Annotated in this window: 27 protein-coding genes; 11 read left to right on the top strand and 16 right to left on the bottom strand. The window is 70.3% G+C overall.

The features are described from left to right. Window positions 1-256: transposase (locus Q392_RS12495; RefSeq protein ID WP_038207453.1), on the top strand; the 256-nt coding region annotated here is incomplete at its 5' end. Between the two features lie 35 nt (window positions 257-291). Here the strand turns inward: Q392_RS12495 and Q392_RS12500 are convergent. The 13 genes from Q392_RS12500 to gspG all read right to left on the bottom strand — a co-directional run bounded on the left by Q392_RS12500 (window position 292) and on the right by gspG (window position 11,995). Next, window positions 292-621 (bottom strand): hypothetical protein, encoded by a 330-nt coding sequence (locus Q392_RS12500; RefSeq protein ID WP_157007970.1) that lies wholly within the window; start codon window positions 619-621, stop codon window positions 292-294. Window positions 622-721: 100 nt separating this feature from the next. Next, window positions 722-1,957 (bottom strand): type II secretion system inner membrane protein GspF, encoded by a 1,236-nt coding sequence (gspF, locus tag Q392_RS12505; protein ID WP_038207459.1) that lies wholly within the window; start codon window positions 1,955-1,957, stop codon window positions 722-724. 27 nt (window positions 1,958-1,984) lie between these two features. Continuing rightward, window positions 1,985-2,419 (bottom strand): hypothetical protein, encoded by a 435-nt coding sequence (locus Q392_RS12510; protein ID WP_157007972.1) that lies wholly within the window; start codon window positions 2,417-2,419, stop codon window positions 1,985-1,987. Between the two features lie 103 nt (window positions 2,420-2,522). Then, window positions 2,523-3,956 carry a type II secretion system ATPase GspE gene (gene gspE / locus Q392_RS12515; RefSeq protein ID WP_038207465.1) on the bottom strand — a complete coding sequence of 478 codons (1,434 nt, stop codon included), beginning with the start codon at window positions 3,954-3,956 and terminating at the stop codon, window positions 2,523-2,525. A gap of 61 nt (window positions 3,957-4,017) precedes the next feature. Continuing rightward, on the bottom strand, window positions 4,018-6,357 hold the full coding sequence (gene gspD / locus Q392_RS12520; RefSeq protein WP_038207468.1) for a type II secretion system secretin GspD: 2,340 nt from the start codon (window positions 6,355-6,357) through the stop codon (window positions 4,018-4,020). Window positions 6,358-6,360: 3 nt separating this feature from the next. Further along, the gene (gene gspN / locus Q392_RS12525; RefSeq protein WP_038207471.1) at window positions 6,361-7,170 is read right to left on the bottom strand and encodes a type II secretion system protein N; all 810 of its coding nucleotides are present in this window, start codon (window positions 7,168-7,170) and stop codon (window positions 6,361-6,363) included. Window positions 7,171-7,175: 5 nt separating this feature from the next. After that, window positions 7,176-7,718, bottom strand: a complete 543-nt coding sequence (gene gspM, locus Q392_RS12530) for a type II secretion system protein GspM (RefSeq protein ID WP_038207473.1) — start codon at window positions 7,716-7,718, stop codon at window positions 7,176-7,178. Then, window positions 7,715-8,923, bottom strand: coding sequence for a type II secretion system protein GspL (gene gspL, locus Q392_RS12535; protein WP_038207475.1), 1,209 nt, complete (start codon window positions 8,921-8,923; stop codon window positions 7,715-7,717). Before gspL ends, gspM begins: the two co-directional genes overlap by 4 nt. 140 nt (window positions 8,924-9,063) lie before the next feature. Then, window positions 9,064-10,083: a type II secretion system minor pseudopilin GspK gene (gspK, locus tag Q392_RS12540; RefSeq protein ID WP_399683819.1), complete on the bottom strand. Its 1,020-nt coding sequence runs from the start codon at window positions 10,081-10,083 to the stop codon at window positions 9,064-9,066. After that, window positions 10,080-10,748, bottom strand: coding sequence for a PulJ/GspJ family protein (locus Q392_RS12545; RefSeq protein ID WP_038207477.1), 669 nt, complete (start codon window positions 10,746-10,748; stop codon window positions 10,080-10,082). Before Q392_RS12545 ends, gspK begins: the two co-directional genes overlap by 4 nt. Then, on the bottom strand, window positions 10,748-11,104 hold the full coding sequence (gene gspI / locus Q392_RS12550; protein ID WP_038207726.1) for a type II secretion system minor pseudopilin GspI: 357 nt from the start codon (window positions 11,102-11,104) through the stop codon (window positions 10,748-10,750). The genes Q392_RS12545 and gspI overlap by 1 nt, the downstream gene beginning before the upstream one ends. A 5-nt stretch (window positions 11,105-11,109) precedes the next feature. Beyond that, entirely contained in the window at window positions 11,110-11,589 is a 480-nt protein-coding gene (locus tag Q392_RS12555) for a prepilin-type N-terminal cleavage/methylation domain-containing protein (RefSeq protein WP_038207483.1), read from the bottom strand. Further along, on the bottom strand, window positions 11,564-11,995 hold the full coding sequence (gene gspG, locus Q392_RS12560; protein ID WP_038207485.1) for a type II secretion system major pseudopilin GspG: 432 nt from the start codon (window positions 11,993-11,995) through the stop codon (window positions 11,564-11,566). Before gspG ends, Q392_RS12555 begins: the two co-directional genes overlap by 26 nt. Window positions 11,996-12,046: 51 nt before the next feature. Here gspG and Q392_RS12565 point away from each other — a divergent pair, with 51 nt between their 5' ends. Beyond that, window positions 12,047-12,544 (top strand): type II secretion system protein N, encoded by a 498-nt coding sequence (locus Q392_RS12565; protein ID WP_051953383.1) that lies wholly within the window; start codon window positions 12,047-12,049, stop codon window positions 12,542-12,544. 12 nt (window positions 12,545-12,556) lie between these two features. Here Q392_RS12565 and ilvA read toward each other — a convergent pair whose 3' ends face one another. Then, window positions 12,557-14,113 (bottom strand): threonine ammonia-lyase, biosynthetic, encoded by a 1,557-nt coding sequence (gene ilvA / locus Q392_RS12570; protein ID WP_038207487.1) that lies wholly within the window; start codon window positions 14,111-14,113, stop codon window positions 12,557-12,559. A 72-nt stretch (window positions 14,114-14,185) separates the two neighbouring features. Between ilvA and Q392_RS12575 the strand changes: the two genes are divergently transcribed. Continuing rightward, window positions 14,186-15,322 (top strand): site-specific integrase, encoded by a 1,137-nt coding sequence (locus tag Q392_RS12575; RefSeq protein ID WP_038207732.1) that lies wholly within the window; start codon window positions 14,186-14,188, stop codon window positions 15,320-15,322. Window positions 15,323-15,393: 71 nt separating this feature from the next. Here Q392_RS12575 and Q392_RS12580 read toward each other — a convergent pair whose 3' ends face one another. Next, window positions 15,394-16,701 carry a porin gene (locus tag Q392_RS12580; protein ID WP_245610707.1) on the bottom strand — a complete coding sequence of 436 codons (1,308 nt, stop codon included), beginning with the start codon at window positions 16,699-16,701 and terminating at the stop codon, window positions 15,394-15,396. A 228-nt stretch (window positions 16,702-16,929) separates the two neighbouring features. Here Q392_RS12580 and Q392_RS12585 point away from each other — a divergent pair, with 228 nt between their 5' ends. After that, the gene (locus tag Q392_RS12585) at window positions 16,930-17,379 is read left to right on the top strand and encodes an OsmC family protein (protein ID WP_038207489.1); all 450 of its coding nucleotides are present in this window, start codon (window positions 16,930-16,932) and stop codon (window positions 17,377-17,379) included. A gap of 11 nt (window positions 17,380-17,390) precedes the next feature. Here the strand turns inward: Q392_RS12585 and coq7 are convergent, their stop codons facing one another. Further along, on the bottom strand, window positions 17,391-18,020 hold the full coding sequence (gene coq7, locus Q392_RS12590; RefSeq protein WP_038207490.1) for a 2-polyprenyl-3-methyl-6-methoxy-1,4-benzoquinone monooxygenase: 630 nt from the start codon (window positions 18,018-18,020) through the stop codon (window positions 17,391-17,393). Between the two features lie 273 nt (window positions 18,021-18,293). On the opposite strand from coq7, the gene Q392_RS12595 reads away from it, so the two are divergent. The 7 genes from Q392_RS12595 to Q392_RS12625 all read left to right on the top strand — a co-directional run bounded on the left by Q392_RS12595 (window position 18,294) and on the right by Q392_RS12625 (window position 26,703). After that, window positions 18,294-19,544: a porin gene (locus Q392_RS12595; RefSeq protein WP_038207491.1), complete on the top strand. Its 1,251-nt coding sequence runs from the start codon at window positions 18,294-18,296 to the stop codon at window positions 19,542-19,544. 195 nt (window positions 19,545-19,739) lie between these two features. Next, window positions 19,740-20,720, top strand: coding sequence for an ABC transporter permease (locus Q392_RS12600; protein ID WP_038207493.1), 981 nt, complete (start codon window positions 19,740-19,742; stop codon window positions 20,718-20,720). A 2-nt stretch (window positions 20,721-20,722) separates the two neighbouring features. Continuing rightward, window positions 20,723-22,009, top strand: a complete 1,287-nt coding sequence (locus tag Q392_RS12605) for a M20 aminoacylase family protein (RefSeq protein WP_038207497.1) — start codon at window positions 20,723-20,725, stop codon at window positions 22,007-22,009. Between the two features lie 39 nt (window positions 22,010-22,048). Further along, window positions 22,049-23,635: an ABC transporter substrate-binding protein gene (locus Q392_RS12610; RefSeq protein ID WP_038207502.1), complete on the top strand. Its 1,587-nt coding sequence runs from the start codon at window positions 22,049-22,051 to the stop codon at window positions 23,633-23,635. A 152-nt stretch (window positions 23,636-23,787) separates the two neighbouring features. Beyond that, window positions 23,788-24,699, top strand: a complete 912-nt coding sequence (locus Q392_RS12615; protein WP_038207504.1) for an ABC transporter permease — start codon at window positions 23,788-23,790, stop codon at window positions 24,697-24,699. A 16-nt stretch (window positions 24,700-24,715) separates the two neighbouring features. Continuing rightward, complete coding sequence (locus Q392_RS12620; protein ID WP_038207507.1) at window positions 24,716-25,687, top strand: ABC transporter ATP-binding protein; 972 nt, start codon at window positions 24,716-24,718, stop codon at window positions 25,685-25,687. Then, window positions 25,684-26,703, top strand: a complete 1,020-nt coding sequence (locus Q392_RS12625; RefSeq protein ID WP_038207509.1) for an ABC transporter ATP-binding protein — start codon at window positions 25,684-25,686, stop codon at window positions 26,701-26,703. The genes Q392_RS12620 and Q392_RS12625 overlap by 4 nt, the downstream gene beginning before the upstream one ends. Window positions 26,704-26,709 lie beyond the last annotated feature (6 nt).

A 26,709-nucleotide genomic window follows, 5' to 3' on the forward strand; every position in this document is an offset into this window, starting at 1 on the left:
CTTCATGACCTTCCCGCGAGCGCACTGGGCGCAGATCTACAGCACCAACCCGCTGGAGCGGCTGAACGCGGAGATCAAGCGACGCACCAACGTCGTGGGCATCTTCCCCAACGATGCGTCCATCGTGCGCCTGGTCGGCGCCATGATGCTGGAGCAGAACGACGAGTGGTCGCTCAACCGGCGCTACATGCAACTTGAAGGCCTGCAGACCCTGAGCGACACTGCGCCCACTCGGCTGTCCGCTGTGGCTCGCTGAGTACCGTGCATCTCAGCCTCGTCCGGGCTGTGGACTTACACCACGAATTGGGACACGACCTCGAACAAGGCATCGCGCGTTGTGAACGGGCCCAGTTGGAGGTCCGTTTTTACGTTCAAACCGCAAGAATGGAAGTCCCAGGCTGTGGGTTCTCTCTCAAGGTTGAACTCGAGGTAGCCCTTGCCCCAGTCTGCGAACGCGTTGTAGATCACTGGACCGGCCGCTAGGGGGGCCATCCTGTCGCCGCGAACCCACGACACGCACACCTGTTCGTCGCCCACCGCGGCGCCGTGCCAGGCGCCTGCGCAGATGACGGCCATTGCCGCGAGCGCGGCTCTCCGCCGCTGTCTTGGACGGTTCTTCATCGACTTCTCCCTGAATGCTTATGGTTCTACTTGCAACCATATCGCACGAAGAAATCGACTGGTAAGCGTCCGCGCTCCTCTCTCCTCCTTTGAGGAGGAGCTATTTCACGAACTGGTTGAGCTGGATGATCGGCAGCAGCACCGCCAGCACGATCATCATCACGATGGCGCCCATCGCCACGATCAGCAGCGGCTCCAGGATGGTCGCCAGGTGCATGGCGCGGCGCTGCACCTCGGCGCCGAGTTGCTGCGCGGCGCGCTGCAGCATCGCGGGCAACTGGCCGGTCTGCTCGCCCAGCCGCGCGAACATGGCGACGATGCCGGGGAAGCGCTTCTTCTGCGTCAGCGCCGAGGCCAGCGGCGCGCCCTCGCGCACCAGCACCAGCGCATCCATCGCGTCGGCGCGCATGGCGCGGTTGCCCAGCGTCTCGGCCGCCGCCTGCAGCGCGCGCAGGATGGGCACGCCGGCGCCCGTCAGCATGGCCAGCGTGCCGGCGAAGCGGGCCGCGTTGTAGCCGCGCGCCAGGCGGCCGACCAGCGGCAGCCTGAGCCAGGCGGCATCGAACTTCTCGCGCACGGCGGGCCGCAGCAGCATCACCCGCACGGCCACCACCACGGTGGCCAGCGCGCCCAGCATCAGCCAGCCGTGGTGGCGCACCACGTCGCTGATGGCGAGCATGATGGTGGTCAGCAGCGGCAGGGCGCGCTTGGTGCCGGCGAACACCGCGGCCACCTGCGGCACCACGTAGCTCACCAGGAAGATCACGATGACGATGGCGATCACGGTGACGATGGCCGGGTACATCGTCGCGCCGATCAGCTTCTGCCGCAGCGCCTGGCGCTGCTCCAGGTCGTCGGCCAGGCGTTCGAGCACCAGGCCGAGGTGGCCGCCCTGCTCGCCGGCGCCGATCACGGCGGTGTAGATGGGCGAGAACTCGCGCGGGTGCCGGCCCAGCGCGCGCGCGAAGCCGGAGCCGGCGTTGACCTCGGCGCGCAGTGCCGCCACCAGCCGGCGCTGCGGCTCGTTCTCGGCCTCGTCGGTCAGGGCCGTCAGGGCGCGCTCCAGCGGCAGGCCCGAGCCGACCAGGCCCGCGAGCTGGCGCGTCCAGACGGCGAGGGTGGTCGAATCGAACACGCGGCGCTGGCCCAGGCGGGCGAGCCAGCCGCCCTGCGGGACGCCGTCCTCGCCCTCGGCCTGCCCGACCAGGTCGACGGCGAGCGGGATCAGCGCCTGCGCGCGCAGCAGGCTGCGGGCGCTGCGGGCGGTGTCGGCCTCCAGCACGCCGGTGCGCGAGCGTCCTTCCTGGTCGATGGCTTCGAAGGCGTAGGCGGGCATGGTGTCGGGCGAAGGGGGATGCGGCGCTCAGCGCCGCAGGATGCCGCTGACCTCGACGTCCTCGCGCTCGAAGCTGCGGGTGCTGCGCATGCGCAGCGAGGCGTGGCCGAGGGCCAGGCTGGTGAGCAGCCGGCCTTCGTAGGGGCCGTCCAGCCGCGCGTCGCGGCAGGCCTGCAGGCTGAGCTGCACGGTGGCGTGCGCGCCGTTGCGGAAGTCGCTCGCGCTGCCGGCCAGCAGGCAGCGGGCGTCGGCCAGGCGGCCGGCCACGGCGCCGTCGGGGCCGATGGACAGCTCCACGCCCGAGGCGCTGCGGCGGGCGACATGGAAGCCGCTGGCGTCGAGCAGGAAGAACTCCAGCGTGCCCTGCCAGTGGCCGTGGTAGTCGGCGTAGCCCTGGGCATGCACGCCGCCGGCCAGGCACAGGGCGGCCATCGCGAGGGTGCTGCGGGTGCAGGCGGGCATGGCGGTGATTGTGGCCGGGCGGGCCTGCGGCGCGAAGCTCATTCGGCGACCCTCCGTCCTGCGGACGGCGGGGGCGGGCGCCTTCGCAGCGGCCGGGCGGCGCTCATTCGCGTGTCACGCGCAGCAACTCGGCGCGCGAGGTGACGCCGGCGGCCACCAGCCGCTCGCCGTCCTGCCGCATCGACTGCAGGCCGCCGCGCTCGGCGGCGGCGAGCAGCTCGCTCTCGGCCGCGCGGCCGTGCACCAGCGCGCGCACGGCGTCGTCGGCCACCAGCATCTCGAAGATGCCGGTGCGGCCCTGGTAGCCGGTGTGACCGCAGGCCTCGCAGCCGACCGGCTCGCGGCCGGAGGGGCCGTCCACCGCGCAGGCGGTGCACAGCCGGCGCACCAGCCGCTGGGCCAGCACGCCCAGCAGCGAACTGGACAGCAGGAAGGGCTCCACGCCCATGTCCGTGAGGCGGGTGACGGCGCTCACCGCGTCGTTGGTGTGCAGCGTGGCCAGCACCAGGTGGCCGGTGAGCGAGGCCTGGATGGCGATCTGCGCCGTCTCGTAGTCGCGGATCTCGCCGATCATGATGACGTCCGGGTCCTGCCGCAGGATCGCGCGCAGGGCCTTGGCGAAGGTCAGCTCGATGCGGGCGTTGACTTGCGTCTGGCCGATGCCGGGCAGCTCGTACTCGATCGGGTCCTCCACCGTCATGATGTTGCTGCGGCTGGCGTCGAGTTCGCCGAGCGCCGCGTAGAGGGTGGTGGTCTTGCCCGAGCCGGTCGGCCCCGTCACGAGGATGATGCCGTGCGGCTGCGTGATCAGCCCGCGGAAGCGCGCGAGCTGCGCGCCCTGCATGCCCACCGCCTCCAGCGTGAGCCGGCTCTCGGACTTGTCCAGGAGACGCAGCACCGCGCGCTCGCCGTGCGCCGAGGGCAGGGTGGACACGCGCACGTCCACCGCCCGCGTGCCGATGCGCAGCGAGATGCGGCCGTCCTGCGGCAGGCGCTTCTCGGCGATGTCCAGGTCGGCCATGATCTTCAGCCGCGAGATCAGCGCCGCGTGCAGCGCGCGGTTGGGCTGCACCACCTCGCGCAGCGTGCCGTCGATGCGGAAGCGCACCGAGGAGTGGCGCTCGTAGGGCTCGATGTGGATGTCGCTGGCGCCGTCGCGCGCGGCCTGCGTCAGCAGCGCGTTGAGCATGCGGATGATGGGCGCGTCGCCGGCCGACTCCAGCAGGTCCTCGACCGCCGGCAACTCCTGCATCATGCGCGTGAGGTCGGCGTCGCTCTGCACCTCGCTGACCACCGCGGCGGCGCTGGATTCGCCCTGCGCGTAGGCCGCGCTGATGCGCTGCGCGAGCTGGTCGGCCGGCAGCGTCTGGAAGCCGGCGACGGCGTGCTTGCGCAGCACCTCGCCCACGGCGCTGCGCGAGGCGCCCACCGGCATCCACAGCGTGCAGGCGCCGTCGTCGCCGCACTCCAGCAGCAGTTGCTGGCTGCGTGCGAAGGCGTAGGGCAGCGGGTAGCGGGCAGCAGCCGGCGAGGTCATTGGATGCCTCCGCGCTGGCGCGCTGCGGCGCGAGCCCCCTTCGGAACGGCCGGGCGGGGGCTCATGGCATGCGCTGTTGCGTGGCCGGATCGGCGGTGGGCGGCGGCGCGCCGCGCATCGGGTCCCAGTCGCTCGGCGGCGCCGGGCGCGCGGCCGGCGGCAGCGGCGGCGGGATCAGGCGCGTGCCCTCGACGCGGCGCGAGGGGTCGCCCTCCCGGGCGCCCAGCTCGGGCAGCGGCGGCAGGACCGCCGACGAACGCACGGCGTTGAGCATCGGGTTGTCGGTGGCCGGCTGGCTGGCCTGCTGCAGGGCGCGCAGCTGCTCGTAGCGGTCGGCGGTGACGGCGTCGCCCGAGAGCTGGTCGCGCACGATGGTGGGCCGCAGGAACACCATCAGGTTGGTCTTGCGGCGGCTGCGCACCTCGCTCTTGAACAGGTTGCCCAGCACCGGCACGTCGCCCAGGCCGGGCACCTTCTCCTGGTTGGCGGAATACTCGTCCGACAGCAGGCCGCCCAGCACGATGATGCTGCCGTCGTCCACCAGCACGCTGGACTCGATGGCGCGCTTGGTGGTGGTGGGTCCGTTGGGCGCGTTCTCGGTGCCCGCCAGCACGGCCGAGACCTCCTGGAAGATCGTCATCTTCACCGTGCCCGTCTCGCTGATCTGCGGGCGCACGCGCAGCGTCAGGCCGACGTCCTTGCGCTCGATGGTCTGGAAGGGATTGACCTGCGTGGTCGCGCTGCCGGTGTTGGTGAACTGGCCGGTGACGAAGGGCACGTTCTGGCCGACGACGATCTTGGCCTCCTCGTTGTCCAGCGTCAGCAGGTTGGGGGTCGAGAGCACGTTGCCCTCGCCGTTGGCCGAGAGGAAGCGCGCCACCAGCCCCAGCACGTACTGCCCGCCGATGCGGTGGCCGATGCCGAAGTTGAAGCCCGACGAGGGCCGCGTCGTCGGATTCCCGGTCGCCAGGCCCACCGCCAGGTCGATGATGTTGGCGCCGGCCAGGCTGGAGTTGGTGCCGATCACGCCGACGTTGCGGTCGCCGCTGTTGCCCAGCGCGCTTTGCCACTGCACGCCGAACTCGGCCGCCCGCTCGGCGTTGACCTCCACGATCAGGCTCTCGATCAGCACCTGCGCGCGGCGGCTGTCGAGCCGGTCGATGACGGCGCGGATCTGCCGGTACTGCGGCTCCGGCGCGGTGATGATCAGCGAGTTGGTCGACGGGTCGGCCTGGATCTGCCCGCCGGTGGAGGGCTGGTTGGCGTTGTTCACCGGCGCCGTGGCGGCGCTGCTGGCGCCCATGCCGTTGCTGCCTTGCGCGCCCAGTTGCGCCATCGTGTTGAGCATGGGCGCCGCCGGGTTGGCGGCGCCGCCGCCGCCCGCGGCCACGGGCTGGCCGGTGGCCGAGATCTGCCCGCTGGCGATGGCCGCGCGCAGCGTGGTCGCCAGCCGCACCGCGTCGGCGTTCTTCAGGTAGACCACGTAGATGTTGCCGGCGGCGCCGTTGCCGGTGTCCATCGGCGGGCGGTCCAGCTTGTCGACCAGCGTGCGGATGAGCTGCACCCGCGCCGGGTTGGCGGCGCGCACGATGATCGCGTTGCTGCGCGGGTCGGCCAGCAGCGCGGTGCGGAAGGACGTGTCGGCCCCGCCGCCCGCGGCGGCCGGCACGGCGCCCGCCGGGCCGGTGCCGCTGCCGCCGTCCACCAGCCGCTGCACCAGCGGCAGCATGTCGGTGGCGACGGAGTGGCGCAGCGGGATGACCTCGATGTCCGAGGCGTTGGGCACGTCCAGCGCGGCGACGATGCGCGCCAGCCGCCGCAGGTTGCCGGCGTAGTCGGTGATGACCAGCGAGTTGTTGCCGGGGTTGACGTTGATCGTGTTGTTGGGCGGGATCAGCGGACGCAGCACCGGCAGCAGGTTGGCCGCGGACTCGTGGTGCAGGCGGAACACCTGCGTGACGATCTGGTTGTCGCCCGCGCCGCCGGACGCGCCCACGGAGGTGGCGACGGTGCCCGTCTGCAGCTTGGCCTCGGCCTCCGGCACCACCTTGTAGAGGCCATCGGCCTGCACGATGGCGAAGCCCTGCAGCCGCAGCGCCGCCGAGAACTGGTCGAACGCGGCGGCCGGCGGCACCGGCCGCTCGGTGTGCAGGTTCATCGTGCCCTTCACTCGCGGGTCCACCACCACGTCGCGGCCGGTGATCACGGCCATGGTGCGGGCCACCGCCTCGATCTCGGCGTTGGTGAAGTTCAGCGTGATCGGTTCGCCGCGGCGCACCGGCTGTTCTGCTGCCTGGCCGGCCTGCGCCAGCGCGACGGCGGGGAAGGCCGCCAGCAGCGCCAGGTGGATCGATGCGGCCAGCACGGCCGGCCGCAGGCGGTCAAGGGAAGGAAGGGTCATGGGTCAGCCCAGGGAAATGATGGATCGGGCGCCTTCCCGGCGGCCGATGATGTTCAGCAGGTTCGACAGCGCGTCCTCGCTGCCGGGGGCGGCCGCGGCTTCGCCGCTGAAGCGCATGGCGCGGCCCGTCCAGCGGCCGCTGCCGGCCAGTTGCAGGCTGCCCTCGGTGGTGGTCAGCAGCAGGCTGGCGGCGGGGCCGCCCTCCAGCGCCACGCGGTAGCTGCCCATCGGGCGCAGCGTCGACAGGCTGGAGGAGATGTCCACCGCGTCGACCGTCGCCGCGCCGTCGAAGTCCAGCCGGCCGTCGCGCCAGCGCAGCGAGAAGCCGCGCGTGCGCAGGTCCAGCGTGCCTTCCGGGCGCAGCGTGTTCCAGGGCGCGCCCAGGCCGGACAGCATGGCGGCCGGCCAGCGCGACGGCGCGTCCTGCCAGGCCAGGCGCCAGCCGGCGCCGGCTGCGCCGGCCACCTGGGCGCGGAAGCCCAGGCCCTGCGGCGTGCAGCAGGGCAGGTCGAGCCGGCCGCGCACGCCGTCCAGCGCCGGGCGCAGCCGCCAGGCCAGCCGGCCCGGCAGCGAGACCGGGTCGGCACCGCCGGCGCCGCTGGCCAGCACCACCCCGGCGCTGCCGTTCCACACGGTGCCGCGCGCCTGCACCAGGCGCAGGTGCCCGCCGCTCCAGCCTTCCAGTGCGCCGGCCAGCCAGCGCGCCGGCGCCCAGACGGCCAGCGCCGCCAGCACGCCCAGCAGGCCGCCCAGCAGCGCCCAGCGCCAGCCGGCGGCGTGCGAGACGGGGAGCAGCGCGTCGCGGCGGGCCATGTGCTTCAGCGGTTGGGCAGGTTCATGACCAGCGTGCCGTCCCAGCGCACGGCGGCGGGCGTGCCGGGCGCCTTGGCGGCGGCAGCGTCGGCGCCGGTCGCCGCGCTGCGCGTGAGATGCACCTCGCGCGGCACGGCGCGGGCGTTGCTGCGCGCCTGCGCCAGCCAGTCGGCCAGCGCCTCGGCCGGCACGCCGCGCAGCACGATGCCCACCGCCTCGCCGCCGCCGGCCGCCTGCACCCGCGCGTCGGCGCCCAGGCTGTCGCGCACCGACGCTTCCAGGGCACGCAGGGCGTCGTCGCGGCCGGCCTTGGGCTGGGCCTGCAGGGCGCGGGCCTGGGCCTGCAGCGCCGCCATCTGCTGCCACTGGGCGTCCAGCCGCGCATGGGCCTGCGGTGCGGCCGCGAGCGTGCGCAGCGCCGGCGCCAGGGCGACCCACCACAGCAGGGCCAGCACGACCAGCGCGGCGGCGCCGGCCACCAGCCGCTGCTCGCGCGGCGCCAGGGCGGCCCACCAGGTCCGCCAGTGCCGGCTTGCCTGCGGCGTCATCGGGCGGCCTCCGCCTGCACCAGCAGCAGGCCCCCTTCGCTGCGCGCGTGGTAGCCGCGGCTGGCGAGGGCGCCGGCCAGGGTGTTCTGCGCGCTCGGGGGCAGGTCGAGGCCGCGCAGGCGCAACTGGCCGCCGGCATAGTCGATGGCGGTGGGCAGGCTGCCTGCCGGCAGGCTGGCGGCCAGAGCGGCCAGCATGGGTTCCAGGTCGCCCGCCGTCAGGCCGCCGGTGGCCTGCTGCAGGGCGGCGACCTCGCGCGCCATCTGCGCCGGCGCGTCGATCACCAGCTTCACCGAGGGGAAGGTCTGCACCAGCACCTGATCGACCGCGCGGCGCTTGGCTTCCAGGGCGTGGCGTTCCTTCCAGGCCCAGGCGTTGACGCCGACCAGTTGCGCTGCCACCAGCAGGCCCGCGCCCCAGCGGGCGGCACGCCAGCGTGGCGCGCGCCACAGCGCATCGGCCGTGGCGGCCAGTTGCTTGCCGGCCCGCGCGCGGCCCGTCATGGCGAACTCGAACTGCGCCAGATCCCAGGGCAGTTCCGTCGCTTCCAGCCAGCGCTGCGGCGCGGGCAGCAGGCGCACCGGGCGGCCCATCAGCGCCTCGGCCAGTTCCGCCACCGCCGGTTCGGCGCCGGCCTCGGCATCGGGCGGCAGCGGGCCGGCCAGCGCGACGGCGGCGCCGTCCAGCGGCAGGCTGAGCACGCCGTTGCCGTCGCACACCGTCAGGTGCGCATGGCCGGGCTCGCCGGTGGCGAAGAGCAGCGGCGGCGCGTCGGCGGGGCGCGGCGCGAACTCGGGCACCAGCCGGCCGATGCGGCGCCCGGCACCTTCCAGCGCCTGCACCACCGCGCGCAGCCAGGCGCGCTGGCAGATGGCGACCCAGGCCGGCTCGCCGGCGCGGGCGCCGGGCTCCAGGGCGAAGTGCAGTTGCTCGGGCTCGTCCAGCAAGCGGTCTTCCAGCAGGCCGGCCAGCACGCTGCGCAGCCGGGCGGCGCTGGCCAGGCTGCCCGGCGGCAGCGTCACGCGATGCCAGGACAGCGCCGCTGCCGGCACGATCACCGTCGCCTCGCCCTGGCCCGGCAGCAGGGCCGGCGGGGCGCTGCCCTGCTGGCGCAGCCGCTGGCGGTCTGCCGACCATTCCGCCCACGCGAAGTCGGCGCCGGGCAGTGCCGTGGGCGGCGGAGGCTGGACCAGGATCAAGGCCATCGGTGCGGGGCGGGGGATTGCAGTGGTCGGGGAAGGGCGGGCGGCACGGGTCGCTTTGCTCTGGATTTGATAGCTGGCCGCATCCGCCGGCTGGGCGGGGAGGCCATTTTTATTCAACTTTGCTACAAGCGCTTACAGGGTCAGGGGCCGGTGAGTTCGTCCGTGGTGCCTGCACCACGCTGGCGCCACACCACGCTCAGCGCCAGGCCGTTGCGCAGGAGCAGCGAGCGCTCCTCGACCCAGGTGCGGTCCAGCCGCAGCCGGCCCAGCACCTCGAAGTACTGCGTCGCCACGCCGTGCAGGCCCTCGGTGAACTGCGCGTCGCTGGACTGGATGAGTTCGTTCGCCTCGGCGAGCGTCCTGAAGAAGCGGCGCTGGCGCTGCTCCACCAGGCGGCGCGCGCCGGCCAGGTCCAGCTTCGGCACGCTGGCGAACAGCGCCTCGGCGCTGGCGGTGTTGATGTTCAGCTTCGCACCGGTGGTGGGCAGCACGGTGACGTGAGGCGCGATGGCCGCGACGCTGGCGGCCGGCAGGCCGAGCCAGACCAGTTCCTGCACGCGCTGGGGCATCAGCGGCGCGTCCTCGCCGCCGGCGGGGGGCTGGGCCTCCGCGCCCGCGGGCGTGGCGGTGCGCGGGCTGGCCCGCAGCAGCCCGGCCACCAGCGTATCGACCTGCGAGGGCGGCAGCCCCAGCAGCTCGAACAGCTTGCGGAAGGCCGCCACCGCCTGGGGCACGGCGCGGCCGCCGTCCACCAGGTTGCGCACGTTGAGCCTGGACTGCGCGTCCACGATGCGGCCCGACAGGAAGGCGTCCGGCAGGCCTTCCAGCGCGTCGCTGCCGATGTTCTTGTCGGCCGCGAGGAAGCTGGTGAGCTTGGCCTCGGCCAGCGGCACGGCCCAGGGCTCGGCCAGGTGGTCGGCGCCGCCGGTGCGGCCGTCCTCGCGCAGGATCAGGCGCGACCAGTCGAGCGCGCCCACCAGCACCCAGGCCGATTGCAGGCGCGCCCGCTCTGCGGCCTCGATCTCGGTGCTGCGCCACTGCTGCCACAGGGCGGCGGCGGAGAAGGTGGCGACCAGGGTCACGGTCAGCATCGCCAGCAGCAGGGCGGCGCCGCGCTGGTGCCGGGACAGGGCAGAAGAGGGCCGGTGCATGCGCTTCATCCCTGCTTCGGCGCAGCGTAGGTGGGCCGCACCCAGTCGCGCTGCACCGCGCTGCTCAGGCCGGCGCCGGGTGGCAGCGCCAGCAGCAGGCGCACGCCGTCGGGCAGCGGGTTGTTCAGGCCCAGGGACTCGGCAGGCACGGCCGCGCTCCAACTGCCGCCGCGGAAGTACGCCAACTGCCAGCCGGCCAGCGGCAGCAGCGGGGTGGCGGCCGCGTCGACCTCGCGCGCGCCGTCCTGCGCCCAGGCGGCGGCCCGTTGCCAGGCCTGCTGCCATTGGTCGCGCGCGGCCAGCGGCGGCGACTGCCAGCGCATCCAGCGCAGGCCCCCGGCGCCCGGGCGCGCGGTCCAGGCCACCACCAGCGCGGCCGGCCGCCCGGCGCCGTCGCTGCCGCGGCGGGTGAGGCGCAGCACCTGGCCGTTCCAGTCCATGGCGGGCAGGTCGCCGTACGGCGTGGCGGCGTCCAGGTCGGCGTTCCACTGCGCCAGGGAGGTCTGCAGCACCAGCACCGCGTCGTCGCGCTCGCGGTGGCCGGCCTGCGCACGGGCCATCGCCTCCAGCCCGCGCCAGCTCACCAGCGCCAGCAGCGCCATCACGGCCAGCGCGACCAGCAGCTCGACCAGGGTGAAGCCGGCGGCGCGCGCGCGAAGGCCGGGGCGCGGCATCAGAACCGCCCCACCACGGTCGACAACCGCAGCACCGGCCACTGGTCGGCGTCGCGCACCTGCACGTCCACGCGGCGGAAGTTGGGGTTGAGCGTGGAGGTGGTGGTGACGGCCACCGTGAAGACCGTGCCGGCCTGCGTGCAGGCCAGCATGCTGTCGCCCACGGCCGGCATCTGCGACGCCAGCCGCACCTTCGCCAGTTCGTTCTCGGCGCACAGCTGCGCCAGCACCATGTCGGACTGCCGCTGCGCGTTGCGGCCGAGCGCATTGACGGCCTGCGTGCCGGCGGCCAGCGCGATCGCGACGATGGCCAGCGCCACCATCACCTCGATCAGCGTGAAGCCGTTGCGGCGCATCGTCGTCACGGCAGGTTCGTGACGGCGAAGGGCCGCAGGCCGTCGGTCGCCACCCGCAGGCGGCGCGCCGGCGGCCCCTCGGTGCTCAGCAGCACCTGCTGTGCGGCGATGATCGGCTCCGGACCCAGTTGCAGCACCGGCACCGCGACGCCGGCGGCATCGAGCGGCAGGGCGCCGACGCCGGCGTGCATCCAGTGGCTGGGCAGGGCCCCGGGGGGCAGGCCGTCGAAGGCGAAGCCTTCCTCGGTGACGCGCCAGCGCACCGTGGCGCCGCTGGCGCGCGACTGCGCGCGGGCCGCTTCCAGCAGCGCGGCCAGGCGCTCGGCTTCGCGGTCCAGGGCGGCCTGCCCGCTGTCGCGCAGCGACAGGCTCACGCCTGCGATGGCGAAGGCCATGATGGCCACCACCACCAGGAATTCGATGAGGGTGAAGCCCCGCGGGGGGCGCGTGGCGCTGTGGCTATTGCCAGCTACCGATGTCGGCATCGTTGCCTTCGCCGCCGGGCTGGCCGTCGGCGCCGAGGGAAAGCACGTCGATCTCGCCCTGCACGCCCGGATTCATGTACTGGTAGGGGCGGCCCCACGGGTCGTTGGGCAGCTTGTCGACGTACGGCTTCCAGTTCGGCGGAACGGGGTTGGCGGTCGGCCGCGCCACCAGCGCCTGCAGCCCCTGCTCGGCCGTGGGGTAGCGCTGGTTGTCCAGGCGGTACATCTTCAGCGCGTTCATCAGGTTGTGGACGTCGGTGCGCGCGGCGGTCACGCGGGCGTCGTCGGCGCGGCCGATGACGTTGGGCACGATCAGCGCCGCCAGCACGCCGATGATGACCAGCACCACCATCAGTTCGATCAGCGTGAAGCCGCGTTGCAGTGTGGGAACCGGACGTTGGCGCATCGCAGGAAGGGAGAGGGGGATCGGGGAAGCGGCGGATCATAATCCGCACCCATGACACAAGCGCACGCCCCGACCCGCTGGCCGGCTGCCGCCACCACCGTGCTGGTATGGGCGGCCGCTGCGGCGAGCCTCGTGTTCTGGGGCCTGCGGCTGGCATCGCCGGCCGATGGCGACCGCCCGCCTGCGGTGTCGGCTACGCCGGCGATGAGCATCGACACCCAGGCCGTGGCGCGGGCCCTCGGCGCGCAGCCGGCGGTGGCGCAGGCCGTCCGCGTGCCCGATGCCGCCAGCCGCTTCGCGCTGCTGGGCGTGGTGGCCGATGCCAACGGCCGCGGCGCCGCGCTGATCGCCGTCGATGGCAAGCCGCCGCGCCCCTTCCGGGCGGGCGCCGCGCTGGCGCAGGGCTACGTGCTGCAGGGTGTGGATGCGCACGGCGTGCGCGTCGGCGCCGGCGTGGATGCGCCCGCGGCCTTCACGCTGCAGGTGCCGGCGCGGCCCGGCGCCGTCAATGGCCCGCCGCGCCCGGCGCCGGCCATGCCGGCGGGCTGAGCCGGTTCTCTCTCAGGCCTGCAGGAACAGCCGGTACGCCGGGTTGCCCGTCTCGTCCACGTAGGGGTAGCCGAGCGCCTCCAGGAAGGCCGTGAAGGCGTCGTTGTCCGCCTCGGGCACCTGCAGCCCGACCAGGATGCGCCCGTAGTCGGCGCCCTGGTTGCGGTAGTGGAACAGGCTGATGTTCCAGCTCGGCCGCATCAGGCTCAGGAACTTCAGCAGCGCGCCCGGCCGCTCCGGGAACACGAACTGCAGCAGCCGCTCGTCGTGCGCCAGGCCCGAGCGGCCGCCGACCATGTAGCGCACGTGCTCCTTGGCCAGTTCGTCGTGCGTGAGGTCCAGCGCACCGAAGCCGTGGGCGCGGAAGGTGTCGGCGATGGCCGCCGACTCGCCGCGGGCGGCGGTGGTCAGGCCGACGAACACGTGCGCCACCTTGGCATCGCTGATGCGGTAGTTGAACTCCGTCACGTTGCGCGAGGCGCCGGGCAGCTCGCCCACCAGTTCGCAGAAGCGCCGGAAGCTGCCGCGCTCCTCCGGGATGGTGACGGCGAAGAGGGCCTCGCGCTCCTCGCCCACCTCGGCCCGCTCGGCCACGAAGCGCAGGCGGTCGAAGTTCATGTTGGCGCCGCACAGGATCGCGGCATAGCGCTCGCCCCGTGCGCCGCGAGCCTCGGCGTACTGCTTGATCGCCGCCACCGCCATCGCGCCCGAGGGCTCGACGATGCTGCGCGTGTCGATGAAGATGTCCTTGATCGCGGCGCACACGGCGTCGGTGTCGACGACGACGAACTCGTCCACCAGTTCGCGCGCGATGCGGAAGGTCTCCTCACCCACCAGCTTCACGGCCGTGCCGTCGGCGAAGAGGCCGACGTCCGGCAGGTTCACCCGCTCGCCGCCGGCCACCGACTGCCTCATCGCGTCCGAGTCGTTCATCTGCACGCCGATGACGCGGATCTCCGGCCGCACCGCCTTGATGTAGTTGGCCACGCCCGAGATCAGCCCGCCGCCCCCGATGGCGACGAACACCGCGTCGAGCGGGCCCTGGTGCTGGCGCAGGATCTCCATCGCGATCGTGCCCTGGCCGGCGATGACCTCCGGATCGTCGAAGGGATGGACGAAGGTCAGGCCCTCCGTGCGCTGCAGCTCGAGGGCGTGCTGGTAGGCGTCGGAATAGCTGTCGCCGTGCAGGTGCACCTCGCCGCCGAGCGCGCGCACGGCGTCGATCTTGACCTGCGGCGTGGTCACCGGCATCACGATCACGGCGCGCGTGTCGAGCCGGCGCGCACCCAGCGCCACGCCCTGCGCGTGGTTGCCGGCCGAGGCGCAGATCACCCCGCGCTGCAGCTGCTCGGGCGACAGGTGCGCCATCTTGTTGTAGGCCCCGCGCAGCTTGAAGCTGAACACCGGCTGCTGGTCCTCGCGCTTGAGCAGGACGGTGTTGCCGATGCGCGCGCTGAGCGCACGCGCCGGTTCGAGCGCTGACTCGACCGCCACGTCGTAGACGCGGGCGGTGAGGATTTTCTTGAGATAGTCGGCGGGCGTCAGAGCCGGCTCCTGGCGGGAGGGCATGGCGGAGGGGGAAGCGTCTTGAGAGGAGCCAGTGATGATAAATCGGCACACGATTTGCTGTCGGCATGCGGCGTGGACACTTTTGTCATCGCCATGCTGACGAGAGTGACCGCAGCCAACGATCCGGCTTTTTCCGAGCGAGCACATCCAGGGAGCGTCGGGCTCCCGGGCGAGCTGACAAGCAGCGAAGCGTCGTCAGACCTTTGTGTCAGAGACCTCGCTTTCCAGTTGCTCGATGCCGAGCGTGCGCGAGTGGCTCGCGGCGAAATCGCCCGGGGCAGTTGGCAGGTGATGGACAACCGGCTGAGAGCGCACATCCTGCCTTTGCTGGGCGATCTGCCGGCGCACCGCGTCGACGCCGCGGCGGGGCAGCGCCTGATCGACCGGCTGGGTGATCAGGGCCTGTCGAGCACGACCCTCTCGCAATACGTGGTGCTGCTGCGCAAGGTTCTCATGCACGGCGTGCTCACCGGCGTGTTGCACGAGTTGCCGCGCTTGCCCAAGGTCAAGGTCCGCAGCCGGCCGCGCGGCAGCTTCAGCGTAGCGGAATATCGGCAGCTCGCTTCCGCGGCGCGGGCGTTGCGCGGACAAGCGCATCCGATACTGGGCACTCTGGACGCCGGCGACAGGTTCTGGATCGCCCGCGACCTGTTGTACATGCCGGACGAGATGTCGTGGCTGATCCGCTGGATGGTCAACACCTTCGTGCGGCCCAGCGACGTCAAGCTCGTCCGACACAAGCATGTCGACGTCGTGCGCGGGCGTCAGCTTTACCTGCGCCTGCGGCTGCCGGAAACGAAGCGGCACGGCCAGCCCGTGGTGAGCCTGCGGCCGGCCGTGCACGTCTATGAGGCGTTGCTCCGGCAGCGGCGCAGCGAAGGCCTGGCTGCGCCCGATGACTACCTGTTCCTGCCGCGCGTCAAGGACCGCAATCAGGCGCTGGCGGTGCTGAACTTCTTTTTCAAATGGGTGCCGCAGCAAACCGGTCTGGAGACGGGGCCGCTGGGGCAGACGCGCACCCTCTACTGCCTGCGCCACACCGCCATCACGCTGCGCCTGCTGTACGGCCAGGGCATCGACATGCTCACCCTGGCGCGCAACGCGCGCACCAGCGTCAACATGATCGAGCGCTTCTACGCCTCGACCCTGAGCGGTGAGATGAACGTGGATCTGCTGCAAAGCCGGCGCGGGAGGAAGAGTGGTCCTTGAATGAAAAAGCCACCCCGCTGTCGCGAGGTGGCCTTGGCCTCCGATCCTGATCTGGCATCAGCCAGCGGGAATCAGAAAGCGTGGCGGATGCCCAGGTCGTAGCCGATGGAGGTCTTCGGGCGATAGTCGCCGCTGATCCAGTTGCCGCGCGCGATGCCGCCCACGGAATAGTCAGCCCCATTCTTGTTCTTGATGTAGGCCACGGTGCCGTACAGAGCCGTGCGCTTGGACAGGTTGTGCACGTAGCCCACGGCGATCTGATCAGCCTTGGGGTTGCCCTGGTTGCCGAAGGCCTGTGCCCAGTAGTCTTTCAGGCTCGGCAGCGGCGCCAGACCGTAGTAATGCACCGAAGGCTTGAGCGTCACGCGGCCGTAGGACGCCTTGATGACGCCAGCGCCCACCGGTGCGGTCAGGCCGATGTGATAGCCGTTCAGACGGCCGTTGGTGACAGCCAGCGATTCGAACGGCGACACGTTCGTGTACTCGCCGTCGGATTTGACGCGGGCGTATTCGCCGACCAGCTTGAGCACGCCGAAGTCGTAGGATGCGCCGACGTTGAAGGTCTTTACGGTGCGGTCGAAACCATCGTAGTAGTCGGACTCGACGTTCTGTTCACCATAGGCCACGGCCACATCCAGCGGGCCGTTGGCGTAGCCGAAGCGGCCTCCCCAATAGCGGCCCGAGCGCGTGTCGCCGTTGGCGGGCGTGAACGTGCCGTCGCTGTACTTGGCCTTCTCGTGGAAGGCATACATCACGTTGCCGTAGAAGCCGCCCAAGTTCCGGGGCAGGAAGTAGCCGACCGAGTTGGAAGCGCGGACGTTGTCGGACTCAAAAGCCCAATCGGAACCGACCAAGTTGCTTGCCGTCAGTGGAGCGGCGCCGGCGGCCTTCTGGATGAGGTTGGTGCCCACGCCCACGGTGCCGAACGGATCGAAAACGGAGTTGTTGGAGAACGTCGGCTTGTAGTCGCGGCCCAGGCGGATTTCACCGAAGGCGCCCGACAGGCTGACGGTGGCGCGGCGGTTGAAGTTCAGTGCGTACGACGCGTCATCGTTGCGGATCGACGATTCCAGCCAGAAGCTGGCCGCCAGACCCCCACCCAGGTCTTCCACGCCACGAAAGCCGAGACGGGCGGACGATTCGTTGCCGACGGTCATGCCGGTCCAGCTCTTCTTGGCGGAATCCGCCTGGAAGATGTAGGCAAGGGGATCGGTCGCCAGGACGAAGGGGTCGGTGACCAGTTGGCTCTTGTTCGAGTAGCTGCTGATGCCGGCGTCCACCACGCCGAACAGCGTCACCGACGATTGCGCCGAGGCAACACCGGCAGCAGCCAGGGCAGCCAGAGCAGCTAGACCGGCCGTTGTGATCCACGGCGCCAAGAAAAAAGCCCCGAGTCTTGCGACTCGGGGCCAAATCCACCAATTGAGAGGGTGGAGGAGACAACCGGTGCGCACCTGGGTGCGCGTTGAAATAAAGTATAGCGAGGTCTTGCTGCGATGCAACAAGGCAATGGTGATTTACCCCACAACCTTTGCGCGAAGTCGACGGCTTTGTGATTTTTGACCGTCACCCGCGTATCTGAACTCGAGAAAGAAAGAGCGATTGCAATGGAGTGCACCGTCAGTTGGACCGGCGCCACAGGAACCCGATCGGCCATGGGTTTCGTCGCTGAAACGGGAAGTGGGCATGTGCTCACAATGGATGGCGCTCCCGACGCGGCCCGGCCCGAGAACGGAGGGCAGAACCTTGCTCCCCGCCCGATGGAGACCGTGCTCGCCGGCACGGGCGGCTGCACCGCCTACGACGTGGTCATGATCCTCAAGCGGGGGCGGCACCAGGTCGAGCGCTGCAGCGTCAAGCTCACCAGCGAGCGGGCCGACAAGGATCCCAAAGTCTTCACCAAGATCCATATGCACTTCACGGTGGCGGGCAAGGGCATTCCTGCGGCGGCGGTCGAGCGCGCGATCGCCCTGAGCCATGACACCTACTGCTCCGCCAGCATCATGCTGGGCAAGACGGCGGAGATCACCACGAGCTTCGACCTGATCGACCTCTGAGCGCCATGTGCTCAGATGCGGTGCGCCACCGTCGTCATGACACGGGCCGCCAGCCGCATCAGCGCCTTTGCCGGGCCGGGCAGCAGCGCGGCGCCTGATTGCTCGGCCCACTCGGCGTGCCGGGCCTCGTCCGCCTTCATCTGCTCCACCACGGCACGAGAGGCCGTATCGCCCTCGGGCAGGCGGCTCAGGTGGCCGTCCAGGTGGGCTTCGACCTGCCGCTCCGTTTCTGCCACGAAGCCCAGGCTCCAGGGATCGCCCAGACGACCGGCCAGCAACCCCAGGCCGAAGGCGCCGGCATACCAGAAGGGATTGAGCCGCGACCGGTGCGTGCCGAGCGCCTCGATGCGCGCCTGGGTCCAGGCGAGGTGATCCGTCTCTTCCTCGGCGGCTTGAAGCAGCTTTTTTTGCAATACGGGATCTCGCGTGGAGGCGGCCTGGGCGGTGTAGAGCGCCTGGGCGCAGATTTCTCCGACATGGTTGACCCGCATCAGCGCGCCGGCTTCGCGCCGCTGCGCATCGGTCAAGGGGCTGGCCGGTCCACCTTGAGGCATGGCGCGATGGGCATGAGGGGTGGCGAACAGAGTTCGCAATGCGGAATCGGCGGCAGCCAGCAGTGGATCGACGGGCGAGAGGGACATGCCCGCATTTGAGCGCAATCCAAGCGCCGGTTCTTTGGCGCAGGGAAAACAGGCCGGGCGAAGGGGCTGCGGTGCTGTTGCAGTGCTACAACGAAACGGACGGGCACTTCCGGATTTCTGCCAATTTGCTTTGCCCTTGTGCGGCGCCTCTGGTGCAATAGCAACAACTTCCCAAAAGGAGGTTGGCCCGGGGCCCGGTGGGAGCACAAGAAGTGCCAGCACGGTGAACCCTTCGCACCGGCGCCCTATGTCTTAACCTTGGAGAAACTTGCAATGAAAAAATCCCTCGTTGCTCTGGCTGCCCTGGCTGCTGCCGGTGTTGCCTCGGCGCAATCGTCGGTGACGCTGTTCGGTATCGTGGACGCCTCGATCAGCAGCGTGTCGAACAAGAGCGAGCTGGTGACCGATCCGTTCACCCTGCTGACCAACCCGTACGCCTACCTGTACCTGCCGGGCTCGCTGAAGACCAGCCGGACCGGCCTGAACAACAGCGCCTACAACTCCAGCCGCCTGGGCTTCCGTGGCGTCGAAGATCTGGGCGGCGGTCTGTCGGCCAGCTTCTGGCTGGAAGCGCCCATCACCAACGATGATGGCGCCACCGGTGTCACCACCTTCGCTCGTCGCTCCACCGTGAGCCTGTCGGGTGGCTTCGGTGAAATCCGCCTGGGCGTCGACTACAAGCCGACGTTCTGGAACTACACGGTCTTCGATCCGTTCGGCACCGTGGGCGCCGGCACCGCTCTGATCCAGCGTGCCACGCCTGCGCTCGAGAACTCCAACGTTCGCGCCAGCAACTCCATCGGCTACTTCCTGCCCAAGAACCTGGGTGGCTTCTATGGCCAGGTGATGTACTCGTTCCACGAGCAACTGAAGGCTGACAACAACCTGCAAGACGCTCTGAACCCGAACAGCCGTGGTGGCCGTTACTGGGGTGGCCGCTTCGGCTATGCCAACGGTCCTCTGGACGTTGCTGTGGCCTACGGCGAGCAGAACAACGAGTCGGACTGGCTGACGGGCTACGACAACACGGCCAAGAACTTCAACGTCGGTGCCAGCTATGACTTCGGCGTCGTGAAGCTGTTCGGCCAGTACGCCCGCGTGAAGAACAAGGACGAGTACTCGGCGAACGAGCCCTGGTTCAATCCGTCGACCAAGATGGACGGCTACCTGCTGGGTGTGACGGTTCCCGTCGGCGCCGGTCAGATCCGCGCTTCCTACGGCCGCGTGAAGTTCAAGACCGATCGCGATCCGCTCGTGGCGCTGCTGGATCCGTACTACCAGTACGCCGATCCGAAGGCTGACCAGCTGGCTGTGGGCTATGTCCACAACCTGTCCAAGCGCACGGCTCTGTACGCGACGGTTGCCTACATCAAGAACAAGAACGGCGCGAACTTCAGCGCTGGTTCGGGCAACATCACCGCTCCGTTCGCGTCGACCTACACCGACACGGTGTTCGGCTCGTCGGGCGCCTATCGTCCGAAGACCTCCATCGGCTACGACCTGGGCATCCGCCACGCCTTCTGATCCCCCGCTGGCTCACGCCAGCAGGGATCGAAAGCCAAGGCCACTCCGCGAAAGCGGAGTGGCTTTTTCTTTTGGCGCATGCGATGGCCTTGTGTCCGAGTTTTTTCGTGCCCTCATTAGGTGCAAACCCCGTGCGCCGCCAGGCTCGGGCACGCGCCTTGCTCTGCTAGCATCCTTTGAAACTCGCTCCACTGAATGCTCGCTTTCGTATTGCGCCGCCTGATCCAGGCCGTGATCGTGATGGTCGCGGTGGCTTTCATCGCATTCCTGCTGTTCCAGTACGTTGGCGACCCGGTGGTGTTCCTGCTGGGGCAGGATGCCAAGCCCGAGCAGATCCGTGAATTGCGTGTGGCGCTGGGGCTGGACCAGCCCTTCTTCGTGCAGTTCTGGCATTTCCTGCTGAACGCGGCCCAGGGTGAGTTCGGCCTGAGCCTGCGCCAGGGCGCGAAGGTGTCGAGCCTTCTGGCTTCGCGTTTCCCCGCCACCTTCGAGCTGGCTCTGGTGGCAGCTGCGCTGGCGCTGCTGATCGGCATCCCGATGGGGGTCTACACGGCGCTGCGGCGCGGCAGCTTCATGAGCCAGGTGTTCATGACGCTGTCGCTGCTGGGCGTGTCGCTGCCGACCTTTCTCATCGGCATCCTGCTGATCCTGGTGTTCGCGGTGCAACTGGGCTGGTTTCCCAGCTTCGGCCGGGGCGATGTGGTGCAGGTCGGCTGGTGGCGCACCGGCCTGCTGAGCCTGAACGGCTGGCACCACCTCGTGCTGCCGGCGGTGACGCTGGCGATCTTCCAGCTCACGCTGATCATGCGCCTGGTGCGCGCCGAGATGCTGGAGGTGCTGCGCACCGACTACATCAAGTTCGCGCGGGCGCGCGGCCTGTCGAACCGGGCCATCCACTTCGGCCACGCGCTGAAGAACACGCTGGTGCCGGTGATGACCATCACCGGCCTGCAACTGGGCGGCCTGATCGCCTTCGCCATCATCACCGAGACGGTGTTCCAGTGGCCCGGCATGGGCCTGCTGTTCATCCAGGCCGTGACCTTCGCCGACATCCCCGTGATGGCCGCCTACCTGTGCCTGATCGCGCTGATCTTCGTGGTCATCAACCTGGTGGTCGATCTGCTCTATTTCGCGGTCGATCCGCGCCTGCGCGTGGGCAAGGCGGGAGGGCACTGAAGATGAGCGAGCTGCGCTACCAGGCCGGCGGCCGTGCGTTCGCGCACATCGCCCGCTTCCACCCCGAATTGACGGCGTTGCGGCGCGACCTGCACGCGCATCCGGAACTCGGTTTCGAGGAGGTGTACACCGCGGCGCGCGTGAAGGAATCGCTGCGCGCCTGCGGCGTGGACGAGATCCACACCGGCATCGGCAAGACGGGCGTTGTCGGCGTGATCCGCGGCCGCACCACCGCCAGCGGGCGCGTGATCGGCCTGCGCGCCGACATGGACGCGCTGCCGATGAAGGAGGACAACGCCGGGCTGCCCTGGTGCTCCGCCCGGCCGGGCCTCATGCACGGCTGCGGCCACGACGGCCACACGACCATGCTGGTCGGCGCCGCGCGTTACCTGGCCGAGACGCGCCGCTTCGACGGCACGGCGGTGCTGATCTTCCAGCCGGGGGAGGAGGGCTTCGCCGGCGCGCGCGTGATGATCGAGGACGGCCTGTTCGAGCGCTTTCCCGTCGACGCGGTCTATGCGATGCACAACTGGCCGGCGATGCCGGCCGGCACGGTGGGCATCAACCGCGGCGCGATGATGGCCGCGGCCGACCGCGTCACCATCGACATCGCGGGCAAGGGCGGCCACGGCGCCCATGCGTACCAGACGGTGGACCCGGTGCTCGTCGCAGCGCACATCATCACGGCGGCGCAGAGCATCGTCTCGCGCAATGTGCGGCCCATCGACGCGGCCGTCATCAGCCTGTGCGCCATGGAAGCCGGCGACCTGGACGCCTTCAGCGTCATCCCCGGCTCGGCGCGGCTGGTGGGCACCGTGCGCACCTTCAACGTGCGGGTGCAGAACCTGGTCGAGCAGCGCCTGCGCGACCTGTGCGCCTCGGTGGCCGCCGCCTTCGGCGCCACGGCCGAGCTGAAGTACGAGCGCATCTACCCGGCCACCATCAACACCGCGCCCGAGGCCATGTTCGCCGGCGACGTGGCGGCCTCGATCGTCGGCCCGCACAACGTGGACCGGCAACTGGAACCCAGCATGGGCGCGGAGGACTTCTCCTTCATGCTGCAGAAGAAGGCCGGCGCCTACCTGCGCATCGGCCAGGACGTGCGCGAGGGCGCCTACCTGCACAACGCGCGCTACGACTTCAACGACGAGATCCTGCCACTGGGCGCCGCCTTGCACGCGGGCCTGGTCGAGCAGGGCATGCCGCTGGCTGACGAGGGCAGCCAGCCACCCGATGCGGCCGCCACCCGCGGCCGGCAGCCCGAGCCCGCCGCGACCGCGGCCACCTGAGTCCGTGAACTGCACGGCAACCACCCGAGGAGTGCTTCCATGAGCTTCAAGAAAAAAGTGGCCGCAGCGGCCGTCCTGTCCGCCCTGGCGACGGCGAGCCTGCTCGCGAGCGCGCAGACCATCCGCATCGCCAACCAGGGCGACGCGCTGTCGATGGACCCGCATTCGCTCAACGAGTCGCTGCAGTTGTCCACCACCGCCAACGTCTACGAGACGCTGACCGGCCGCAACAAGGACCTGAGCCTGGCCCCGCTGTTGGCCACGAGCTGGAAGCAGGCCTCGCCCAGCGTGTGGCGCTTCGAGCTGCGCAAGGGCGTCAAATTCCACGACGGCACGCCCTTCACCGCCGACGACGTGCTCTTCAGCCTGGCGCGTGCCGCGGGCGACGGCTCCGACATGAAGAGCAACACCAACGACATCAAGGAAGTGCGCAAGGTCGACGACTTCACCGTCGACATCGAGACCAAGGCGCCCTTCCCGGTGCTGCCAGATGTGCTCTCGACTGTGATGATCATGAGCAAGAAGTGGTGCATCGAGAACAAGGCCGAGAAGCCGGTGGACCGCCGCAAGGGCATCGAGAACACCGCCTCCTTCAAGGCCAACGGCACCGGTCCCTTCAAGCTGCGCGAGCGCCAGCCCGACGTGCGCACCACCTTCGTGCGCAACAACGACTACTGGGGCAAGATCGAGGGCAACGTGCAGGAGGTGGTCTTCACCCCCATCGCCAACCCGGCCACGCGCGTCGCGGCGCTCATCTCCGGCCAGGTGGACGTGATGGAGCCGATCCCGGTGCAGGACATCCCGCGCGTCAACGCCAGCCCGAACGCGCGCGCCGTGGTCGGCCCCGAACTGCGCACCATCTTCCTGGGCATGGACCAGAAGCGCGACGAGCTGCTGTACTCCAGCGTCAAGGGCAAGAACCCCTTCAAGGACAAGCGCGTGCGCCAGGCCTTCTACCAGGCCATCGACATCAACGCGATCCAGAAGACGGTGATGCGCGGCGCCTCGCGGCCCACGGCCCTGATGGTCGGCCCCGGCATCAACGGCTGGACCGAGGCCCAGGACAAGCGCCTGCCCTTCGATCCCGACGGCGCCAAGAAGCTGCTGGCCGATGCCGGCTACCCGAGCGGCTTCGAGGTCACGATGAACTGCCCGAACGACCGCTACGTCAACGACGCGCAGGTCTGCCAGGCGGTGGCGGCCAACCTGGCGCGCATCGGCGTCAAGATCAACCTGCAGGCCGAGACCAAGGGCACCTACTTCCCGAAGATCCTGCGCCGTGACACCAGCTTCTACCTGCTCGGCTGGACGCCCTCGACCTATGACGCGCACAACGCGATGAATGCGCTGATGCGCTGCCCCGACGACAAGACGGGCGACGGCCAGTTCAACCTGGGCTCGTACTGCAACCCGAAGTTCGACGAGCTGACGGTGAAGGTGCAGTCCGAGACCGACAAGGCCAAGCGCGACGCGATGATCAAGGAGGCCTTCCAGATCCACACCGACGACGTGGGCCACCTGCCGCTGCACCAGCAGTCGCTGGCCTGGGGCGTGAGCAAGAAGGTCACGCTGGTGCAGATGGCCGACAACTACATGCCCTACAAGTGGATGAGCATCAAGCCATGAATTGAACCACCCCCAGTCTTCGCGGACTTCGTTCCGCTACGCCAACCCCCTGCGGGGGCACCGCCTGCGGTCTGGCCAAGCCAGTCCCGCGGCGGTTCCCGCATGGCCTGCTCCGCGGCCTTCAGTGTGTTGGCGGCTCTTGTCGCACCCCGATGAAAACAACCCTCGCCCGCTGGTACGACAGCGACGTTGGCTACAGTTTCCGCACGTCGCCGGTGGCGATCGTGGCGGCGGTGATTGCCTTCGTGTGCATCTTCTGCTCGGTGTTTGCCGGCTGGGTGGCGCCGCACAACCCGTTCGACCTGGCCTCGCTGGACCTGATGGACGCGCGGCTGCCGCCGGCGTGGATGGAAGGCGGCAGCGCCAAGTACCTGCTGGGCACCGACGACCAGGGCCGCGACATCCTCTCGGCGCTGATCTACGGCGCGCGCATCTCGCTGGTGGTGGGCGTGGTGTCGGTGCTGCTGTCGGTCTTCGTGGGCGTGCTGCTGGGGCTGATGGCCGGCTTCTGGGGCGGCTGGCTCGATGCCTTCCTGATGCGCCTGTGCGACGTGATGCTGTCCTTCCCGGCCATCCTGGTGGCGCTGCTGATCGCCGGCGTGGGGCGGGCGCTGTTCCCCGACGCGCACGAGTCGCTGGCCTTCGGCGTGCTGATCTTCGCCATCGCGCTCACGGGCTGGGTGCAGTACGCGCGCACCGTGCGCGGCTCCACGCTGGTGGAGCGCAACAAGGAGTACGTGCAGGCCGCCCGCGTGATGGGCGTGCCGCCGCTGCGCATCATGCTGCGCCACGTGCTGCCCAACGTGCTGGGCCCGGTGCTGGTGCTGGCCACCATCCAGGTGGCCACCGCCATCATCACCGAGGCCACGCTGTCCTTCCTGGGCGTGGGCGTGCCGCCCACCTCGCCCTCGCTGGGCACGCTGATCAACAACGGCAATGCGGTGCTGTTCTCCGGCGAATGGTGGGTGCTGGTGTTCCCCGGCGCGATGCTGGTGCTGCTGGCCCTGTCGGTGAACCTGCTGGGCGACTGGCTGCGCGATGCGCTCAACCCGCGCCTGCGCTGAGGAAGGACGCCCGCCCATGAGCCTTCTTCAAGTCAGGAACCTGATCGTCGAGTTCCCCACGCGCCGCGGCACGCTGCGCGCGCTGGACGACATCTCCTTCGACATCGCGCCGGGCGAGATCCTGGGCGTGGTGGGCGAGTCCGGCGCCGGCAAGTCGCTCACCGGCGCGGCCATCATCGGCCTGCTGGAGCCGCCCGGGCGCGTGGCCGGCGGCGAGATCGTGCTGGAGGGCCGGCGCATCGACACCCTGGGCTACGAGCAGATGCGCCACATCCGCGGGCGGCGCATCGGCGCGATCTTCCAGGACCCGCTGACCTCGCTGAACCCGCTGTACACCGTGGGCCGGCAACTGGTCGAGACCATCCGCACGCACCTGCCGGTGGGCGAGGCCGAGGCGCGCCGGCGCGCCGTCTCGCTGCTGCAGGACACCGGCATCCCCGCCGCCGAGCAGCGCATCGACCACTACCCGCACCAGTTCTCCGGCGGCATGCGCCAGCGCGTGGTGATCGCGCTGGCCCTGGCGGCCGAGCCCAAGCTGATCGTGGCCGACGAGCCGACCACCGCGCTGGACGTGTCGATCCAGGCGCAGATCATCCAGCTTCTCAAGCGCCTGTGCCGCGAACGCGGCGCGGCGGTGATGCTCATCACCCACGACATGGGCGTGATCGCCGAGACCTGCGATCGCGTGGCCGTGATGTACGCCGGGCGCGTCGCCGAGATCGGGCCGGTGCGCGAGGTCATCCACCAGCCGGCGCATCCCTACACCGCGGGGCTCATGGCCTCCATCCCCGACATGGACAGCGACCGCGAGCGGCTCAACCAGATCGACGGCGCCATGCCGCGGCTGAACGCCATCCCCCAGGGCTGCGCCTACAACCCGCGCTGCCCGCGCGTGTTCGAGCGCTGCCGGCAGGCCCGCCCCGAGCTGCTGGCCGCCGGCGCGACGATGGCCGCCTGCTGGCTGCACGACACGCAGGTGCGGCCATGAATGCAGCAGTGAACACCGTGAACACCGCCCCGCTGGTCGTCGCCCACGACCTGGCCAAGACCTTCGACGTCTCGGCGCCCTGGCTCAACCGCGTGCTCGAGCGCAAGCCGCGCACCCTGCTGCACGCGGTGGACGGCGTGAGCTTCGAGATCGAGCGCGGCAGGACGCTGGCGCTGGTGGGCGAGTCCGGCTGCGGCAAGAGCACCGTGGCGCGCCTGCTGGTGGGCCTGTACGAGCCCACGCGCGGCGGCATGCGCTTCGACGGGCAGGACGCGCAGGCCGCCTACGTCTCGCGCGAGGGCCGGCAGCTGCGCCGGCGCATCCAGATGATCTTCCAGGACCCCTACGCCAGCCTGAACCCGCGCTGGCTGGTCGAGCAGATCATCGCCGAGCCGCTGCGCGAGCACGCCATCCTGCAGGACAAGGATGCCATCCGTGAGCGCGTGGGCGAGCTGCTGCGCTCGGTGGGCCTGTCGGCGCTGGACATGGCCAAGTACCCGCACCAGTTCTCCGGCGGCCAGCGCCAGCGCATCTCCATCGCCCGCGCGCTGGCCACCGCGCCCGAGTTCCTGGTGTGCGACGAGCCCACCTCGGCGCTGGACGTGAGCGTGCAGGCGCAGGTGCTCAACATCATGAAGGACCTGCAGCGCGAGCGGGGCCTGACGTACCTGTTCATCTCGCACAACCTGGCGGTGGTGCGCCACGTGAGCGACCAGGTGGGGGTGATGTACCTGGGCCGGCTGGTCGAGCTGGCCGACAAGGCCGAGCTGTTCGCGCGGCCGCGCCACCCCTACACGCGCATGCTGCTGGACGCCATCCCGCAGATGCACGCGGTGGGCCGCGCGCGCACGCCGGTGCAGGGCGAGGTGCCCAATCCGCTGAACCCGCCCACCGGCTGCGCCTTCCATCCGCGCTGCCCGCATGCCAATGCGCGGTGCTCGGCCGAGCGGCCGGTGCTCACTTCCATCGGCGGCGTGCGCGTGGCGTGCCACGCGGTCGAGGAGGGGCGGATCTGAACCTGG

Source organism: Xenophilus azovorans DSM 13620, from assembly GCF_000745855.1.
Classification (GTDB): domain Bacteria; phylum Pseudomonadota; class Gammaproteobacteria; order Burkholderiales; family Burkholderiaceae_C; genus Xenophilus; species Xenophilus azovorans.

Bases quoted from the DNA above. Each gene is read 5' to 3' on its own strand.
- ilvA (WP_038207487.1), bottom strand. From the start codon at position 14,113: ATGCCCTCCCGCCAGGAGCCGGCTCTGACGCCCGCCGACTATCTCAAG.
- Q392_RS12555 (WP_038207483.1), bottom strand. From the start codon at position 11,589: ATGCCGACATCGGTAGCTGGCAATAGCCACAGCGCCACGCGCCCCCCG.
- gspM (WP_038207473.1), bottom strand. From the start codon at position 7,718: ATGACGCCGCAGGCAAGCCGGCACTGGCGGACCTGGTGGGCCGCCCTG.
- gspG (WP_038207485.1), bottom strand. From the start codon at position 11,995: ATGCGCCAACGTCCGGTTCCCACACTGCAACGCGGCTTCACGCTGATC.
- gspL (WP_038207475.1), bottom strand. From the start codon at position 8,923: ATGGCCTTGATCCTGGTCCAGCCTCCGCCGCCCACGGCACTGCCCGGC.
- Q392_RS12595 (WP_038207491.1), top strand. From the start codon at position 18,294: ATGAAAAAATCCCTCGTTGCTCTGGCTGCCCTGGCTGCTGCCGGTGTT.
- Q392_RS12510 (WP_157007972.1), bottom strand. From the start codon at position 2,419: ATGCCCGCCTGCACCCGCAGCACCCTCGCGATGGCCGCCCTGTGCCTG.
- Q392_RS12585 (WP_038207489.1), top strand. From the start codon at position 16,930: ATGGAGTGCACCGTCAGTTGGACCGGCGCCACAGGAACCCGATCGGCC.
- coq7 (WP_038207490.1), bottom strand. From the start codon at position 18,020: ATGTCCCTCTCGCCCGTCGATCCACTGCTGGCTGCCGCCGATTCCGCA.
- Q392_RS12610 (WP_038207502.1), top strand. From the start codon at position 22,049: ATGAGCTTCAAGAAAAAAGTGGCCGCAGCGGCCGTCCTGTCCGCCCTG.
- Q392_RS12625 (WP_038207509.1), top strand. From the start codon at position 25,684: ATGAATGCAGCAGTGAACACCGTGAACACCGCCCCGCTGGTCGTCGCC.
- Q392_RS12600 (WP_038207493.1), top strand. From the start codon at position 19,740: ATGCTCGCTTTCGTATTGCGCCGCCTGATCCAGGCCGTGATCGTGATG.
- gspK (WP_399683819.1), bottom strand. From the start codon at position 10,083: ATGAAGCGCATGCACCGGCCCTCTTCTGCCCTGTCCCGGCACCAGCGC.
- Q392_RS12500 (WP_157007970.1), bottom strand. From the start codon at position 621: ATGAAGAACCGTCCAAGACAGCGGCGGAGAGCCGCGCTCGCGGCAATG.
- Q392_RS12620 (WP_038207507.1), top strand. From the start codon at position 24,716: ATGAGCCTTCTTCAAGTCAGGAACCTGATCGTCGAGTTCCCCACGCGC.
- gspF (WP_038207459.1), bottom strand. From the start codon at position 1,957: ATGCCCGCCTACGCCTTCGAAGCCATCGACCAGGAAGGACGCTCGCGC.
- gspE (WP_038207465.1), bottom strand. From the start codon at position 3,956: ATGACCTCGCCGGCTGCTGCCCGCTACCCGCTGCCCTACGCCTTCGCA.
- Q392_RS12615 (WP_038207504.1), top strand. From the start codon at position 23,788: ATGAAAACAACCCTCGCCCGCTGGTACGACAGCGACGTTGGCTACAGT.
- Q392_RS12605 (WP_038207497.1), top strand. From the start codon at position 20,723: ATGAGCGAGCTGCGCTACCAGGCCGGCGGCCGTGCGTTCGCGCACATC.
- Q392_RS12545 (WP_038207477.1), bottom strand. From the start codon at position 10,748: ATGCCGCGCCCCGGCCTTCGCGCGCGCGCCGCCGGCTTCACCCTGGTC.
- Q392_RS12565 (WP_051953383.1), top strand. From the start codon at position 12,047: ATGACACAAGCGCACGCCCCGACCCGCTGGCCGGCTGCCGCCACCACC.
- gspN (WP_038207471.1), bottom strand. From the start codon at position 7,170: ATGGCCCGCCGCGACGCGCTGCTCCCCGTCTCGCACGCCGCCGGCTGG.
- gspI (WP_038207726.1), bottom strand. From the start codon at position 11,104: ATGCGCCGCAACGGCTTCACGCTGATCGAGGTGATGGTGGCGCTGGCC.
- gspD (WP_038207468.1), bottom strand. From the start codon at position 6,357: ATGACCCTTCCTTCCCTTGACCGCCTGCGGCCGGCCGTGCTGGCCGCA.